This is a genomic window from Mesorhizobium shonense (assembly GCF_040545255.1).
Classification (GTDB): Bacteria; Pseudomonadota; Alphaproteobacteria; order Rhizobiales; family Rhizobiaceae; genus Mesorhizobium; species Mesorhizobium shonense.
The window spans coordinates 1-13,973 of sequence record NZ_JBEPLM010000035.1; the positions used below are offsets into that span (position 1 = coordinate 1).

Annotated in this window: 15 protein-coding genes and 1 pseudogene; 6 read left to right on the plus strand and 10 right to left on the minus strand. The window is 64.2% G+C overall.

The genetic code is table 11. The features are described from left to right. Positions 1-306: 306 nt before the first annotated feature. Positions 307-607 (plus strand): annotated as a pseudogene (locus ABID26_RS36370) (HigA family addiction module antitoxin). Positions 608-693: 86 nt separating this feature from the next. Here the strand turns inward: ABID26_RS36370 and ABID26_RS36375 are convergent. Both ABID26_RS36375 and ABID26_RS36380 read right to left on the minus strand, forming a co-directional pair. Further along, the gene (locus ABID26_RS36375; RefSeq protein ID WP_126097101.1) at positions 694-1,299 is read right to left on the minus strand and encodes a DUF1236 domain-containing protein; all 606 of its coding nucleotides are present in this window, start codon (positions 1,297-1,299) and stop codon (positions 694-696) included. A 173-nt stretch (positions 1,300-1,472) separates the two neighbouring features. Beyond that, positions 1,473-2,720, minus strand: a complete 1,248-nt coding sequence (locus ABID26_RS36380; RefSeq protein ID WP_292375240.1) for a flavin monoamine oxidase family protein — start codon at positions 2,718-2,720, stop codon at positions 1,473-1,475. Between the two features lie 172 nt (positions 2,721-2,892). Here ABID26_RS36380 and ABID26_RS36385 point away from each other — a divergent pair, with 172 nt between their 5' ends. Further along, positions 2,893-3,690: a lytic murein transglycosylase gene (locus ABID26_RS36385; protein WP_126102486.1), complete on the plus strand. Its 798-nt coding sequence runs from the start codon at positions 2,893-2,895 to the stop codon at positions 3,688-3,690. 254 nt (positions 3,691-3,944) lie between these two features. On the opposite strand, the gene ABID26_RS36390 is transcribed toward ABID26_RS36385, so the two are convergent. Further along, a complete protein-coding gene (locus ABID26_RS36390; RefSeq protein ID WP_126097103.1) occupies positions 3,945-5,165 on the minus strand; it encodes an argininosuccinate synthase in 1,221 nt (406 codons plus the stop codon). A 429-nt stretch (positions 5,166-5,594) separates the two neighbouring features. Between ABID26_RS36390 and ABID26_RS36395 the strand changes: the two genes are divergently transcribed. Then, entirely contained in the window at positions 5,595-6,236 is a 642-nt protein-coding gene (locus ABID26_RS36395; RefSeq protein ID WP_126097104.1) for a LysE family translocator, read from the plus strand. A gap of 33 nt (positions 6,237-6,269) precedes the next feature. Here ABID26_RS36395 and ABID26_RS36400 read toward each other — a convergent pair whose 3' ends face one another. Further along, the gene (locus ABID26_RS36400) at positions 6,270-6,737 is read right to left on the minus strand and encodes a hypothetical protein (RefSeq protein WP_126097105.1); all 468 of its coding nucleotides are present in this window, start codon (positions 6,735-6,737) and stop codon (positions 6,270-6,272) included. After that, positions 6,734-7,966, minus strand: a complete 1,233-nt coding sequence (gene rlmN, locus ABID26_RS36405) for a dual-specificity RNA methyltransferase RlmN (RefSeq protein ID WP_126097106.1) — start codon at positions 7,964-7,966, stop codon at positions 6,734-6,736. The genes ABID26_RS36400 and rlmN overlap by 4 nt, the downstream gene beginning before the upstream one ends. Before the next feature lie 486 nt (positions 7,967-8,452). Between rlmN and ABID26_RS36410 the strand changes: the two genes are divergently transcribed. Both ABID26_RS36410 and ABID26_RS36415 read left to right on the plus strand, forming a co-directional pair. Continuing rightward, the gene (locus tag ABID26_RS36410) at positions 8,453-8,752 is read left to right on the plus strand and encodes a hypothetical protein (protein WP_126097107.1); all 300 of its coding nucleotides are present in this window, start codon (positions 8,453-8,455) and stop codon (positions 8,750-8,752) included. Positions 8,753-8,899: 147 nt separating this feature from the next. After that, positions 8,900-10,243: a chloride channel protein gene (locus tag ABID26_RS36415; RefSeq protein WP_126097108.1), complete on the plus strand. Its 1,344-nt coding sequence runs from the start codon at positions 8,900-8,902 to the stop codon at positions 10,241-10,243. Between the two features lie 63 nt (positions 10,244-10,306). On the opposite strand, the gene ABID26_RS36420 is transcribed toward ABID26_RS36415, so the two are convergent. The 3 genes from ABID26_RS36420 to ABID26_RS36430 form a co-directional block, all read right to left on the minus strand. After that, positions 10,307-10,813: an invasion associated locus B family protein gene (locus ABID26_RS36420; RefSeq protein WP_126097109.1), complete on the minus strand. Its 507-nt coding sequence runs from the start codon at positions 10,811-10,813 to the stop codon at positions 10,307-10,309. A gap of 278 nt (positions 10,814-11,091) precedes the next feature. Next, positions 11,092-11,454 (minus strand): YkvA family protein, encoded by a 363-nt coding sequence (locus tag ABID26_RS36425; protein ID WP_126097110.1) that lies wholly within the window; start codon positions 11,452-11,454, stop codon positions 11,092-11,094. Positions 11,455-11,692: 238 nt separating this feature from the next. Beyond that, entirely contained in the window at positions 11,693-11,986 is a 294-nt protein-coding gene (locus ABID26_RS36430) for a 4a-hydroxytetrahydrobiopterin dehydratase (RefSeq protein WP_126097111.1), read from the minus strand. A gap of 49 nt (positions 11,987-12,035) precedes the next feature. Between ABID26_RS36430 and ABID26_RS36435 the strand changes: the two genes are divergently transcribed. Further along, positions 12,036-12,554 (plus strand): low molecular weight protein-tyrosine-phosphatase, encoded by a 519-nt coding sequence (locus tag ABID26_RS36435; RefSeq protein ID WP_126097112.1) that lies wholly within the window; start codon positions 12,036-12,038, stop codon positions 12,552-12,554. Here the strand turns inward: ABID26_RS36435 and thpR are convergent. Together thpR and ABID26_RS36445 are read right to left on the minus strand one after the other, a co-directional pair. After that, positions 12,458-13,054 carry an RNA 2',3'-cyclic phosphodiesterase gene (gene thpR, locus ABID26_RS36440; protein ID WP_126097113.1) on the minus strand — a complete coding sequence of 199 codons (597 nt, stop codon included), beginning with the start codon at positions 13,052-13,054 and terminating at the stop codon, positions 12,458-12,460. The genes ABID26_RS36435 and thpR overlap by 97 nt on opposite strands. Positions 13,055-13,272: 218 nt before the next feature. Beyond that, entirely contained in the window at positions 13,273-13,914 is a 642-nt protein-coding gene (locus ABID26_RS36445) for an arylesterase (protein ID WP_126097114.1), read from the minus strand. Between the last annotated feature and the right edge of the window lie 59 nt (positions 13,915-13,973).

Here is a 13,973-nt window from a genome sequence, read left to right on the forward strand (position 1 = left end):
CGGTCCTAAGGGCGGTCGCCTGCCGCCGGGACTGCTGGCTGTGATGGGCCTGCAGTCCCGGCCGCCAAACTACCCGATCCTTCTCAAACAATCCTATGGCGGAGCAAGGAGCGAAGCGACGCGGCGCAGACCATAGGATCCATGCCGTGACACCCGAGCGCTGCTGCGGTTCGGAATTCTGCTCCGATGCGCTCTCCGGCTGAAGTAACGGCATGGATTCCAGGGTCTCCGCGACGGAGCTTCGCTCCTGCTTCGCCCTGGAATGACGAAGTCGGGGCGTGTGCCCCAACCAGAAAGGAAATGAAGATGGCTGCCAACATCTTCCTGCCTATCCACCCGGGCGAGATCCTTCGCGAGGAGTATCTGATCCCGCTTGGATTAAAAACCATATACTTTGGCCAAGAAGCTGCATGTCCCCCGCACGCGTATCGAGCGCCTGGTGAGCGAAACCACCCCAGTAACACCAGACACGGCGCTGCGCCTTGCCAAGTTCTTCGGCACGACGCCCCGGTTCTGGATGAACATGCAGGCCAGCTACGACCTCGCGGTGGAAGGCGAGGCAAAGAAGGCCGAAATCGCGTCGATAGAGCAGATGCAAGCTGCTTGAATTGCCTGCGGGGCGGCAATTGGGCGGCCGCCAAACGAAAAGCGACCGCCGACGCCGGCGGCCGCGTTGCGCAATCAGCGCCTGGATCAGCGCATCACATAGACGATGCGGCGCGTGCCAGGATCGACCAGCGCCGGCTGGTTGTTCACGTAGACGTAGCGGTAGTTGTAGTCCGGGATCTCGCGCAGCTCGACCGTGTCGGGCAGGGTAGCCCCCGTCACCACTTCGCCCTCGAGATAGACCGGGTCTACCCGATGCGTGGTGATGTAGGTGCCCACCTCGGCCGGCGGCCTGGCGATCGGCTCGATGACGTCGTCGCCGGAAACGATGGCGCCGGTATAGGTGTCGGTGCTGTAGACGTCGTCGGTGGGTGGCGCCACGACGGCAATGTCGGCTTCAGCCGGCCGGCGCGTCACAACGACCCGGCTGCCGCCGAAGTCGCCCGTCACATAGTCGGAATAGACCCAGCCGTTGCCGCCGGCTTCGGCGATGGTGCACCATTTGCTGTTTGCGATGCAGCCTCTGAGCGTCGCCGACTGGCCGGCCGCCAGCACGCCGATCACCGGATATTGCGGGCCAGGGCCGGCGCGGACGTTCAGATCCGTCACCGCCGAGACGGGCGTATCGGCAAGGGCCGCACCCGACATGGCGAGCAGCGCACCGGCAAGCGCCGGAAACAATACGCTTTTCATGGCTTTTCTCCGTTTTCAACGCTCCCTCGGGCTCGAAAACGAAACAAGGCCTTATGCGTTCCGGCTAAAGCGCTTATCGCCCGCTCACGAATTGTTCCATGTCCTTTCGGCGGGCCGGTCAAAAGACCGTGAAGAGCACTGGTTTGCGCCTCTCATTTCTCGGCATTCCGGGACTATTTCGGCGCGAGCTGGGCAATGACTTGGCTCGCCACGCTTTCGCCCGACAACCTCGCGCCGCCGCAGGTCTGGATGAGCGGTCCGGCGACATGCTCGCCGGCGAAGAAGATTTTTTCCGCCACCGGCTGCATCAGCGTGGCGCGCGCTTCGGAACGGCCGGGTCGGGCTGCCGCGTAGGCGCCGCGCACGAAGCGCTCCGCGCCCCAATCGGTCATCATGGCGCGGCCGATATGTTTTCTGACATCGCTGCCGAAGATGCCGCACAATCGGTCGACGACGAAGTCGACGCCCGCCGCCTCGCCGGCCGCCGACATCTCCCAGGCGAAGTCGCCGCCGACAAACCCCACCATCAGGTCGAGGTCGAAGGGAAAGCATAGGAAATAGATGTCGTGCCTGGCCATTCGCTCGATCAAAAGGTCGTCGAATGGCTCCAGGCCGAGCCGCGTGCCCTTGATCTCCACCGGCAGCTTGGTGAGCATGCCCATGGGCAGGTCGAAGAAGGCGCCGAAATGTGCATCCGGCAGCGCCGGCGAGAACTCGATCTCCTCGAAGGCGAGCACCGCCGGCGAAGCGGTGACGATGACCGCCTTGGCGCGGACGGTGCCGCGATCGGTGACGCAGGCGACACCGGGCACGTCCCAGAGGATCTTGCGGACCGGCGTCGACAGCTCGACCGGCACGTCGGCGCCGAAATGCGCGACCAGCGCGCCGAGTCCTTCCTTGCTGAAATAGTTCGGATCGAGGTCGGCGGCGGCCTGGAAATCGCGGATCGAAATCTCGTCCTCGTCGGCGCCGAAATCCATCGGGCCGGCAAAAGTGGCGGCGGCGCGCGGCGCATGACCCTTGGCGAGCAGCGCCGACAGCCGGTCGTCGTCACCGTCCCGGACTTGATGCGCGGCCAGCAGTTCGAACAGCCGCGCATCGGCGGCCTTCATCTCGAGTTCCTCTTCCTCGCTCGCCTTGCGGTCGCGATAGTAGAGATGGTCGACATTCATGTCGTGGTGGTGCAGCGTCCATCCGGCAGCCCGCGCTTCGGCGAAATAGGGATTGCGGTCGGCGGCGTGCAGCCAGGCGCAGCCGATGTCGAAGGGCACGCCGAAATGCCGGTCGCTGGTCCAGGCGCGGCCGCCGATGCGGCTCATCGCCTCCAGAAGTGTAAAGGAAAGCCCGGCAGCCCGCAGCGTCTTGGCCGCGGAAAGCCCTGCGGAGCCGGCGCCGATGATCACAACATCAACGTCTTCCATAAAGACCCCCCACAATAAATGCCGTCGCCATAATAAATGCTTGATCGTAGGCAAATTCCCCGGCATTCGCCAGCGTCGAGCGCCGTGCAAGCCCCGTGTGGGCGGTGACAATCGGGCGTTTCACTGGCAGATTTGCAACCGGGACGTGATTCAGGCAACCAGGAGAGACAGTATGGCATTTTTTGCCAAGGGAAGGATTTTCGTGGCCGCCGCTGTGGCGGCACTTGGGATGGCGACGGGCGCACAGGCGGCAGGCAGCTGTGGCAAGAACGGCGCTGGCTTTGATGCATGGAAGCAGGAGTTCGCCGCGGAGGCCAGGGCCAACGGAGTCGGCCAGAAGGGTCTGTCCGCGCTGGCCGGCGCGACTTACGCAACACGGACGATCGCTGCCGACCGCGCCATCCACAAGGCGTTCAGCGGCTCGGTGGAAGCGTTCATGAAGCGCCGGGGCGGGGCAGCAATTATCTCCAAGGGCCGGGCTTTGAAGAAGTCGAACGCGGCGATGTTCGACAGGATCGAGCAGACCTACGGCGTGCCGCCGGGCGTGCTGCTCGCCATCTGGGGCATGGAGACCGGCTTCGGCGCTTCCATGGGCAACCAGAACACGGTCTCGGCCATTTTGACGCTTGCCTATGATTGCCGCCGTCCGGACTATTTCACCCCCCATGCCATCGCAGCCCTGAAGCTGGTCGATCGCGGAGCCTTGAGCGCCTCCTCGGTCGGCGCCATGCATGGCGAGATCGGCCACACGCAGTTCCTGCCCGGCAACGTCTTGAAGTACGGCGTCGGCAGCGGAAACCTGCGCGACAGAAACACGGCGCTCGCCTCCACCGCCAACTTCCTCAAGGGCCATGGCTGGCAGGCCGGCGCGGGTTACGAGGCGAACATGGGCGCCATCGCCGGTTGGAATTCCGCGAGCGTCTATCAGCAGGCCATCGCCCGCATCGCCGAGGCGATCGACGGCAATTGAATGGAAATTGCTGACTTCGCTAGACAAAACCCGGCGGAGACGCCGGGTTTTTGCTTCTTACACAGGAAGTTGGCGAAGGCCGAGAAGCGGTAATCTCCCCCCTTGAGGGGGAGGTGGCCGGCAGGCCAGAGGGGGTCGCCTCGCATAGAACGCCAACGCCTTTCGCGACGAGAGACGACGCTGGTGCTCCACGCGCGGCGACCCCTCTGTCGTCTTCGGCGACATCTCCCCCGCAAGGAGGGAGATCGGCAGCTTCACCGGCGATTCCTCGCCGCAAGCGTCCGCAGCCTGAGCCCGTTGAGGCGGATGAAGCCTTCGGCGTCCTTCTGATCGTAAGCGCCGCGGTCATCCTCGAAGGTGACGAGAGCGTCCGAATAAAGCGTCTTCTTCGACTTGCGGCCGGTGACGATGACGTTGCCCTTGTAGAGCTTGAGCCGCACCGTGCCTTCGACGTCGTCCTGGCTCTTGTCGATCATCGCCTGCAGCATCACGCGCTCGGGCGAGAACCAGAAGCCGTTGTAGATGAGCTCGGCATAGCGCGGCATGAACTCGTCCTTGAGATGCGCCGCGCCACGGTCGAGCGTGATCGACTCGATCGCGCGGTGGGCGGCAATCAGGATGGTGCCGCCTGGGGTTTCATAGACGCCGCGGGACTTCATGCCGACGAAACGGTTCTCGACCAGGTCGAGGCGACCGATGCCGTTGTCGCGGCCGAGGTCGTTGAGCGCCGCCAGCATGGTGGCCGGCGACAGCTTCTTGCCGTTGAGCGCTACGGGATCGCCCTTCAGGAACTCGATCTCGATCTCGGTGACGGCGTCGGGCGCGTCCATCGGCGAAACGGTGCGCTGGTGAACGAATTCCGGCGGCTCGCTCCACGGATCCTCCAGCACCTTGCCCTCGGAGGAGGAGTGCAGAAGGTTGGCGTCGACCGAGAAGGGCGCGTCGCCGCGCTTGTCCTTCGGCACCGGGATCTGGTGCTGCTCGGCGAAGTTGATCAGGTCGGTGCGCGATTTGAACGACCAGTCGCGCCACGGCGCGATGACCTTGATGTCGGGGTTCAGCGCATAGGCGGAGAGCTCGAAGCGGACCTGGTCGTTGCCCTTGCCGGTAGCGCCATGCGCGATCGCGTCGGCGCCGGTCTCTTTTGCGATCTCGACCAGGTGCTTGGAGATCAACGGGCGGGCGATCGAGGTGCCGAGCAGATAGGTGCCTTCATAGACGGCATTGGCGCGGAACATCGGGAAGACGAAATCGGCGACGAACTCCTCGCGCACGTCGACGATGCGGATGTCCTTGATGCCCATCATCTCGGCCTTGCGGCGCGCCGGCTCCAGTTCGCCGCCCTGGCCGAGGTCGGCGGTGAAGGTGACGACCTCGGCGCCGAGCTCGGTCTGCAGCCATTTCAGGATGATGGAGGTGTCGAGGCCGCCGGAATAGGCGAGCACGACTTTCTTCACGTCTTTGGTCTTGGACATTTTTGGCGGTTCCGCGGGTAAAGAGGTTCGCGGGCGAGTATCACGGGGTTTCCGGGCGGCGCAAGAGAAGAAGGCAATGCCTCAGGATTAGAATTCCTTCCGGGCGCCGGCGCTGCCCCTCACCTGCCTGCCGGCATCCTCTCCCCGTATAGTGACGGGGAGAGGGGCGCTGTCGCCGATGATTTCGCCAATCTCAAGCGTCGCAAGAAGGGAGTAGCGTTGCGGCCAGCCACCTTCTCCCCGTCACTATACGGGGAGAAGGTGCCGGCAGGCGGATGAGGGGCGGCGCAAACGTTGACGATATCTGAAGGGATTGCGCCGGCGCTTGCTGGTGTAGGTGCTGGATCAGAACTGACGCCGGCCGATCGCTGGCGCGACTGGGATGGCTGCGTTATAGACTGACAGACCACCTCGGCACCGGACCTCCCCATGTCCTTCATTCCCGACAACACGACGCTGATCCAGTTCGCCATCGCGACCTTCATCCTGGCGATCACGCCAGGGCCGGACATGACGCTGTTCGTGTCGCGGACGCTGAGCCAGGGCCGCGCCACCGGCTTCGCCTCGATGGCCGGGGCGCTGTGCGGCACGCTGATCCACACCACGCTGGTGGTGGTCGGCGTCTCGGCGCTGATCGTGGCTTCGCCGATGGCCTTCTTCGCGCTCAAGATCTTCGGCGCCGGCTATCTGGTGTTCCTGGCCTGGCAGGCGGTGACGAAAGGCTCGGCCTTCTCGCCGGAGAAGAAGAGCGGACCGCGGATCTCGCTGTTCCGCAGCTGGGCAGCAGGGCTCGGCGTCAATCTGCTCAATCCGAAGATCATCCTGTTCTTCATGACGTTTCTGCCGCAATTCGTCTCCGCGCACGATCCCAACGCGCCCGGAAAGCTGTTCTTCCTCGGCGTCATGTTCATCGTGCTGTCTATCCCGGTGACGGCGCCGATGGTGCTGGCGGCGGAGAAGTTTTCGGGGGCGATGAGGGCCAGTCCGCGCGTCACGCGGATGGTCGACTATCTGTTCGGCGGCGTGTTCTCGGCCTTCGCGCTCAAGATCCTGACGGCGCAGGCGAAGTAGAATGCAGCCCTCGGTGCTTGGCCTGCGCTGAACTCAGGATTCCGGATCGGGCAACGGCTCGCGGCGCCAGGCGCCGGCCCAGCGGCCGGCGAAGAGCCAGTAGAAGATGCCGCCGACCATGCCGCTGCCGATCAGCGCGAGCCTCACATTGTTGTCGGTGACATCGAAATCGCCATCGCTGACGTTATGCGCGAAGCCGAGGAAGACGACGGCGATGACGGCACCGCCCAGCGCATAGAACAGCCAGTCGCGCCGGCCGAGCACTTCGGCGATCAGGATGACGGCCGCCGCCGGCATGAAACCGAAATAGGCGACGAACAGCGCAATGAAAGGCACCGAGAAATAGAGCGAGGCGGTCGCCGCCGGCTCCGGATTGGCCGGCGTATAGCCGAGATGCGCCAGGAACAGGACATTGAGGAAGGCGCTTGCCGCCAGCGAGGCGATTGCATAGCCGACCAGGATAGCGGCGAAGCGGACGAGATAGGCGATGATACGCCTCACGCCTCGCCGTGCCCCGCGATCATCATGGCCTCGAGCGCCAGCCGGTCCACCTTGCGCATACGTTCCGATTCCGACTTGAGCTGGCCGCAGGCGGCGAGGATGTCGCGGCCGCGCGGGGTGCGGATCGGCGAGGCATAGCCGGCATTGTTTATGTAGTCGGCGAACTTCTCGATCGTCTCCCAATCCGAGCACTGGTAGTTGGTGCCGGGCCAAGGGTTGAACGGGATCAGGTTGATCTTGGCCGGGATGCCCTTGAGCAGCTTCACCAGCGCCTTGGCGTCCTCGAGCGAATCGTTGACGTCCTTCAGCATCACATATTCGAAGGTGATGCGGCGGGCATTCGACAGGCCTGGATAGGCGCGGCAGGCGGCGATCAATTCCTTCAGCGGGAACTTCTTGTTGATCGGCACCAGAAGGTCGCGCAGGTCGTCATTGGTGGCGTGCAGCGAGATCGCCAGCATGACGCCGATCTCCTCGCCGGTGCGGGCGATCTCAGGCACGACACCCGAGGTCGAGAGCGTGATGCGCCGCTTCGATAGGGACAGCCCGTCGCCGTCGGAAGCGATCAGCAGCGCCTTCTTCACCGCCTCGAAGTTGTAGAGCGGCTCGCCCATGCCCATCATGACGATGTTGGAGACTTTTCTGCCCTCGGCCGGCACGATGGCGCCGTCCGGCGTGTCGCGGTCGGGGAAATCGCCGAGACGGTCGCGCGCGGTCAGCAGCTGCGCCAGGATTTCTTCCGTCGTCAGGTTGCGCACCAGCTTCTGCGTGCCGGTGTGGCAGAAGGAGCAGGTCAGCGTGCAGCCGACCTGCGAGGAGATGCAGAGCGTGCCGCGGCCTTCCTCGGGGATGTAGACGGTCTCGATCTCGACCGGGCGGCCGGCGCCGCGCGGCGGAAAGCGGAACAGCCATTTGCGCGTGCCGTCGGAAGAAATCTGCTCCTCGACGATCTCGGGCCGCGCGACGGTGAAATGCTTGTCGAGCTCGGCGCGCAGATCCTTGGAGATGTTGAACATATGGGCGAAGTCGGAAACGCCGCGCACATACATCCAGTGCCAGAGCTGCTGCGCGCGCATCTTGGCCTGGCGCTCCGGCACGATGCCGGCGGCAACCAGCGCCGCGCCGAGTTCGGCGCGGGTCAGGCCGATCAGCGACGGCTTTTCGGCCGCGGCGCGGGCGCGCAAGGCGTCGCGTGCGCCCTCGGCAGTCAGATCGAATGAAAGGGTCATGGTTGCGCCAATATAAGCGGTTTGCGGCCGATTTCACCATCGTGCCCGAAATGAAGCGCGGCGCATAGCACAGCTCGAGGCCGGAGTCATGGGGCGGGGCTTTCCTTCTCCCCGGCGCGCAGCGCCGAGACGGTTGAGGGGTGTTCCAGGAAACGCCAGCGTCTCACTCCGCTGGAGCACCCCTCATCCGACCGAGCTTCACTCGGCCACCACCCGGCCCTTCGGGGGCTCAGGGCGTTCGAAGCTCGAAAAGCCAAGCAGTTGGCTTTTCGTCCGCTAAAGCGGACCGCTTCTCACCCCACAAGGGATAAGGAGAGGCGCCGATCGGCAACGACCTTACTCTTGAGTATCCGCCCTTCGACGATGGCCGCTGACCTGCAGGCCGTCTTCGGTCCGATCACATAGTCGTGTTGGCGTAACGCTTCGCCACCCTGCGGCGAAATCTGAAAGGGGCAATTGTGCCCTTGCAAAATGGGAGTACGCGGAATGCATTCGATCAAGCTTGTTGTCATTGCAAGCGTCGTCGGTCTTGGCGCCTCGCAGGCATTTGCCGAGGATACGATGGGCACGATGACAATGATGAAGGGTGGGCAAGTGACGGCAATCATGCCCGACGGTCACATGGGCACCATGATGCCCGACGCGAAGACGAGCGCCGAAATGATGAAGACGGCGAAGCCGATCAAGCATTGCATGATGATGATGACGGATGCCAAGGGCAAAACCTACATGATCGATACGTCGACCAAGAAGGCCCAGGCCGAATGTGAAAAAATGGCGATGTGAGGCTCGACCCGGTCTCGTCTGACATTCCCGCCGGCGGACAAGCCGGCGGGAGAATCGTGAACGCTCCCGTGATCGCGGGCTTGGCCTCGAAGCCTTGATCGACCCTGTGCCTATGATAGGGCTGGAGCTTCGATCACGAGGGCGGGCATGGCCGGCATATCGAGAAAATACCCGATGCTGCGGCGTTCGCAGGCGATGTGGGCCTCGCGCCGCGTCTGGCAACCGCGGCTCGTCTTCTGGGCCGGCGCCGTCTCGATCGGATTGATCAGCGTGCTGTTCGCCATGCTGGCCGACCGGGCGCAGGCGCTGTTCCATATCGTCACCGGCGGCGGCAGCGGCTGGCGTTTCTATCTGCCGCTGATCATGACGCCGCTCGGCTTCGTCGTCTGCGCCTGGCTGGCCCATTCCTTCTTTCCGGGATCGCAAGGCAGCGGCATTCCGCAGGCGATCGCCGCGCGCCACCTGCGCGACGACGAGGATCGCGGGCATCTGCTTTCGCTGCCCCTGGCGGCAGGCAAGATCGCGCTTACCGTCATCGGCCTCGCCTGCGGCGCCTCGATCGGCCGCGAGGGTCCGACGGTGCAGGTCGGCGCCTCGCTGATGCTCCAGGCGGCGCGCTGGGGCGGCATGGCGCAGGCGCGCGGCCTGATCCTGGCCGGCTCGGCGGCCGGCATCGCCGCTGCCTTCAACACGCCGCTTGCCGGCATCGTCTTCGCCATCGAGGAGATGGGCCGCGCCTATGAATCGCGCACCAACGGGCTGGTGCTGACGGCAGTGATCCTGGCCGGGCTTGCATCGTTGGGGCTGCTCGGCAACTACACCTATTTCGGCGTCGCCAGAGATACGGTGGCCTTCGCCACCGACTGGCCGCTGGTGATCGCCTGCGGCGTCATCGGCGGCGGCTTCGGCGCGCTGTTCTCGCTGCTGGCGCTGAAGATCACGCGGCGCATCCGGCGCTGGAACGCGCTGCAGCCACTGTGGCGCGCGCTGCTCGTGGCAGGCATCTGCGGCCTGGCGGTGGCCGTGATCGGTCTTGCCTCGGGCGGCCTTACCTTCGGCACCGGCTACACTGAGGCCCGCGGCGCCGTCGAAGGCGCGCCGCTGCCGGCGTTTTTCTTCCTCGAAAAATTCGCGGCCGGGGTGCTGTCGATGATCTCGGGTATTCCGGGCGGCATCTTCGCGCCGTCGCTGGCGGTGGGCGCCGGTCTCGGCAGCACGCTCGGGCTTGTGTTCGGCACTGCCACGGGCCTCGCCGCGCTGCTCGGCATGGCCGGCTATTTCGCCGGTGTCGTGCAGGCGCCGATGACGGCCTTCGTCATCATCCTCGAAATGACCGGCAATCACGACAATGTCATCGCGCTGATGTGCGCGGCGGTGCTGGGCTACGGCACAGCGCGGCTGATCTCCAACGAGCCGCTCTATCACGCGTTGTCGCGCGTGTTCATCGCCGAGGCGATCAGGCGGCGCAGGGCGGAGGAGCAGCAAGGCTGAAAGACAAAAGCCGAACGCGCGGTCCGGCTTTGCGTCATACTCGGGTGGTGCTTTGCTGTTTGCCTATTTGCACTTGGCGATCGAGGCCAGCGCGGCCGAGATGCCCTTCAGCGAGAAGACATAGGATGTCGGGTTGCCGCGGCCGGACTTCGCCTGCACCTTCATGTCGGTGCCGGTCTTCATGGCGGCGATCAGCACCGGCTCTTCGGCGGCGTTCTCGACCCAGGCGGACTTGCCGCGGGTGAACATCGAGAACGACTTCTTGTCGATGGTGACGGTGGCCTTGGAGCCTTCCTGGAAATTGTAGCCGGCGATGAACTGCGGCTCGTAGGAGACCTGCTGCCCCGGGCGCTGGCTGACGAAGAAGAACATATCGCCGTGATCGAGCGACGGCGGCTGCTTGTCGGTCGGCACGGTGAGCACATAGCAGACCTTGCCGCCCGCCGCCTGATAGCTGTAGGTGCCCCAGGCATTGTGCTGGCCGATCTTGGTCGCCTGCTGCGCCAGCGCCGGCGCGGCGAAGGCGGCCACCATGACCAGGCTGGAAACTGTAGCAATCAATCCGCGCATCGTTCTTCCCGTATTCCATATGGTGCGGAGGCGGGCCGCGTGGCGTCCTGCCGTCGCTTCATTTTGATTTAATCAGGGTTACCAAACGGTGAATTTTCCTCAAGAAAAGGAGCTCACCCCAGGAAACCGCCACCAGTCGCGCCGCCGCTGGAAAAGCGGCGATCACAATGTCCCGGCGCGAACTTGGAGGCCACGAAAGCGGCAAGAGTTTGTCTTTTCGCGCGGGTGGTTTCGCGGCCGCGTTGTGCCGAAATGTCAGCCAGGGTCAACCCCCAGGGTCAACGCTTGTCGGCAAGCGCATCCCTGGCGGCCTGCCGGTGCGCGGGGGTGATGTGGGCGCTGACGGCGGTGATCGCGGCGGTCAGCACGGCAAGGTCGTCGGTGAAGCCGAGACCGAGGACGAAGTCGGGGATGAAATCCACCGGCAGCACGAAATAGCCGAGCGCGGCGACCAGGATGCCCTTGGCGCGCAGCGGCGTGTCCTTGTCCATGGCGCAATAATAGGCGGCGACCACCTCGTCCATGAACGGGATCTGCCGGGCGGCCTTCTTGGCGGTGCGCCAGAATTTCTCGCGCACTTCGCCTTCGCCGGCGAGCTTGTCGCCGAAGCCGAAGAAATCAAAACCGGATTCCTGCGCCATCAATCTCTCCTTGGCCGCGAGCGTCCTTGCGTGCCGGCCCGCCGCGGAAAATGTGGTGAAAGGGACATCGCGCTGCAAGAGTTCGGGTGGTAGTGGACTGGAAAATCGAATTGTTCGGTGCAGCCGCACGATTGGCAACCGCTGGCAGGACAGAGGGGGGTGTGACGGAACGCGGCGCCTCAGGGTCTTCATTCCCGCTTTCGCCCTGGGAAGACGAGGCGAGGCCGCTTCCCCAGCCCTACCCGAAATACCGGTTCATCCGCTTGGCCAGCTCGATGTCGAGCGCCGTGATCCCACCGGCGTCATGCGTGTTCAGCGTGACGTCGACGGTCTTGTAGACGTTCGACCAGTCGGGATGGTGGTCCATCTTCTCTGCGGCCAGCGCAACGCGGGTCATGAAGGCGAAGGCCTCGGAGAAGTTCTTGAAGCCGAAGCTGCGCTTGATGGAGGCGCCGTCGGCGGCCAGCGACCAGCCTTCGAGTTCGGCGAGCGCTGCCGCGATCGCTTCCTTGCTGAGTTTTTCCCTGGTCATGTCGGGTTCCTGTGCTATTCGAAATTGAACCAACCATAGCGCCGGATCGATGAGCGCAAAGCCCATAAAGTCCATTCTGTTCGTTTGTCTCGGCAATATCTGTCGCTCGCCGCTGGCCGAAGGTGTTTTGCGCGCTGTTCTGGCCGAACGCGGAACGGGTCATGACATTGTGCTTGATTCCGCCGCCACCAGCGGGTGGGAGGTCGGCTCCGCTCCCGATCCGCGTTCGATCGCGATCGCCATACGCCATGGCATCGACATTTCCGGACAGCGGGCGCGCAGGATAGCGCCGGAGGATTTCGCGCGCTTCGACCTGATCCTCGGCATGGACCGTTCGAATGTGCGCGACCTCAAGGCGCTGGCGCCGCAGGCCGCGCGCGATCGCATCCATCTCTTCCTGGAGTTTGCCAGCGGCAACCAGCGCGATGTGCCGGACCCCTATTATGAGGACCAGCAAGCCTTCGCTTCGGTCTACCGCATGATCCGCGAGGCGTCGGAAGCGCTGGCGACCCGGCTCAACGAGCGCGCGTCAACGCTCGAAAGCGGCCAGGCTTCCTCGACGATATAAGGGCCGCCGCCGACCGAATCGCGCGACGACATCAAGACGAAGCGGCCGACGCGGAAGGGCAACGCGGAAAAGTTGCCGCGCGCCGAAAGATATTGCGCGACGTCGAGCGGGCTCGCATTGCGCAGGCGGGCAAGCGTCACATGCGGCGAGAACTTGCGCGGATCGGCGGGCAGGCCGAGCCGCTGGCAGATGCGGTCGATCTCGCCCTGCAGCGCCACCAGGTCCGGCGAGGCGGACACGCCGGCCCATACCGCATGCGGCTTCTTGCCGCCGAAAGCGCCGACGCCGGAGAGCGTCAAGGGGAAGGAGGGCCGGTTGATCCGGTCGAGCGCGTTGGCGATGTCATCGGCGACATGGCCTTCGACATCGCCGATGAAGCGCAGCGTCAAATGGTAGTTTTCGACGTCGATCCAACGGGCTCCGGGAAGGCCGCCCCGGAGCAGGGACAGCGAAAGAGCGGCGTCACGCGGAATTTCGAGGGCGGTGAAAAGACGTGGCATGAAAAGCCTCCTGTCCTCGAATCGAAACTCTCACCCCTAGCGAATCATCGATATCCGCGCGGGGCAAGCGGTTTGTTGTCCACAAGGTTTCCCCAACGGAAACCGTTGCGCCCAAGCCTCACTAAGCGCGTCGCGATCTTTCAGATTCGCTCCATGCGCTTTAGGTCTTGATTTTACGCATGTCTCCCGAAGCCGGTCCCACTTTCGAAAGACATGCTTTAGGCGCCGCCGTCCGCGGCGATGGCCTTCTCGACGGAGGGTAGGATGCGCTCGACGATCGCATCGACGCCCTTGGGATTGGGATGCAGGCCGTCCTCGAGCTGCAGGCCGGGGTGGCCGGCGACGCCGTCGAGAAAGAACGGATAGAGCGGAACATCGTATTTCATGGCAAGCCTTGGATAAATTGCATCGAAGCTCTTCTGGTAGCCGGCGCCGAGGTTAGGCGCGGCGCGCATGCCGGCAAGAAGCACGGCGATCTTGCGCTCTCTCAGCTTCGCCAGCATCGCGTCGAGGTTCCTTTCGGCGATGTCGGGCGAAACGCCGCGCAGCATGTCATTGGCGCCGAGTTCGACGATGACGAGCCGGGTGCCGTCCGGCACCGACCAGTCGAGCCGCGCCAGCCCGCCGCTCGTGGTGTCGCCCGACACGCCGGCATTGGCGACGGCAACGTCATGGCCCTTCGCTTTCAGCGCCGCCTGCAACCTGTCGGTGAAGCCCTGGCCTGGGCCGAGGCCGAAGCCTGCCGTCAGGCTGTCACCGAAGCCGACGATATTGAAGGTCTCGGCCCGCGCCGACGAAATGGCGCCGCAAACGCCGAGGAAAAGGATGAGGGCTGCAGCAAGTGTATGTTTGAAAGCCATGCGGCGAGCCCCATATGACCGGAACAATCCCTGGGAGGAGGCGTTCTCGTCTCCTTTTT

Excerpts from the sequence above, each read along its gene's own strand:
- ABID26_RS36375 (WP_126097101.1), bottom strand. The coding sequence starts at position 1,299 with ATGAAAAGCGTATTGTTTCCGGCGCTTGCCGGTGCGCTGCTCGCCATG.
- rlmN (WP_126097106.1), bottom strand. The coding sequence starts at position 7,966 with ATGACCCTTTCATTCGATCTGACTGCCGAGGGCGCACGCGACGCCTTG.
- ABID26_RS36390 (WP_126097103.1), bottom strand. The coding sequence starts at position 5,165 with ATGTCCAAGACCAAAGACGTGAAGAAAGTCGTGCTCGCCTATTCCGGC.
- ABID26_RS36385 (WP_126102486.1), top strand. The coding sequence starts at position 2,893 with ATGGCATTTTTTGCCAAGGGAAGGATTTTCGTGGCCGCCGCTGTGGCG.
- ABID26_RS36395 (WP_126097104.1), top strand. The coding sequence starts at position 5,595 with ATGTCCTTCATTCCCGACAACACGACGCTGATCCAGTTCGCCATCGCG.
- ABID26_RS36410 (WP_126097107.1), top strand. The coding sequence starts at position 8,453 with ATGCATTCGATCAAGCTTGTTGTCATTGCAAGCGTCGTCGGTCTTGGC.
- ABID26_RS36430 (WP_126097111.1), bottom strand. The coding sequence starts at position 11,986 with ATGACCAGGGAAAAACTCAGCAAGGAAGCGATCGCGGCAGCGCTCGCC.
- ABID26_RS36435 (WP_126097112.1), top strand. The coding sequence starts at position 12,036 with ATGAGCGCAAAGCCCATAAAGTCCATTCTGTTCGTTTGTCTCGGCAAT.
- thpR (WP_126097113.1), bottom strand. The coding sequence starts at position 13,054 with ATGCCACGTCTTTTCACCGCCCTCGAAATTCCGCGTGACGCCGCTCTT.
- ABID26_RS36380 (WP_292375240.1), bottom strand. The coding sequence starts at position 2,720 with ATGGAAGACGTTGATGTTGTGATCATCGGCGCCGGCTCCGCAGGGCTT.
- ABID26_RS36425 (WP_126097110.1), bottom strand. The coding sequence starts at position 11,454 with ATGGCGCAGGAATCCGGTTTTGATTTCTTCGGCTTCGGCGACAAGCTC.
- ABID26_RS36415 (WP_126097108.1), top strand. The coding sequence starts at position 8,900 with ATGGCCGGCATATCGAGAAAATACCCGATGCTGCGGCGTTCGCAGGCG.
- ABID26_RS36420 (WP_126097109.1), bottom strand. The coding sequence starts at position 10,813 with ATGCGCGGATTGATTGCTACAGTTTCCAGCCTGGTCATGGTGGCCGCC.
- ABID26_RS36445 (WP_126097114.1), bottom strand. The coding sequence starts at position 13,914 with ATGGCTTTCAAACATACACTTGCTGCAGCCCTCATCCTTTTCCTCGGC.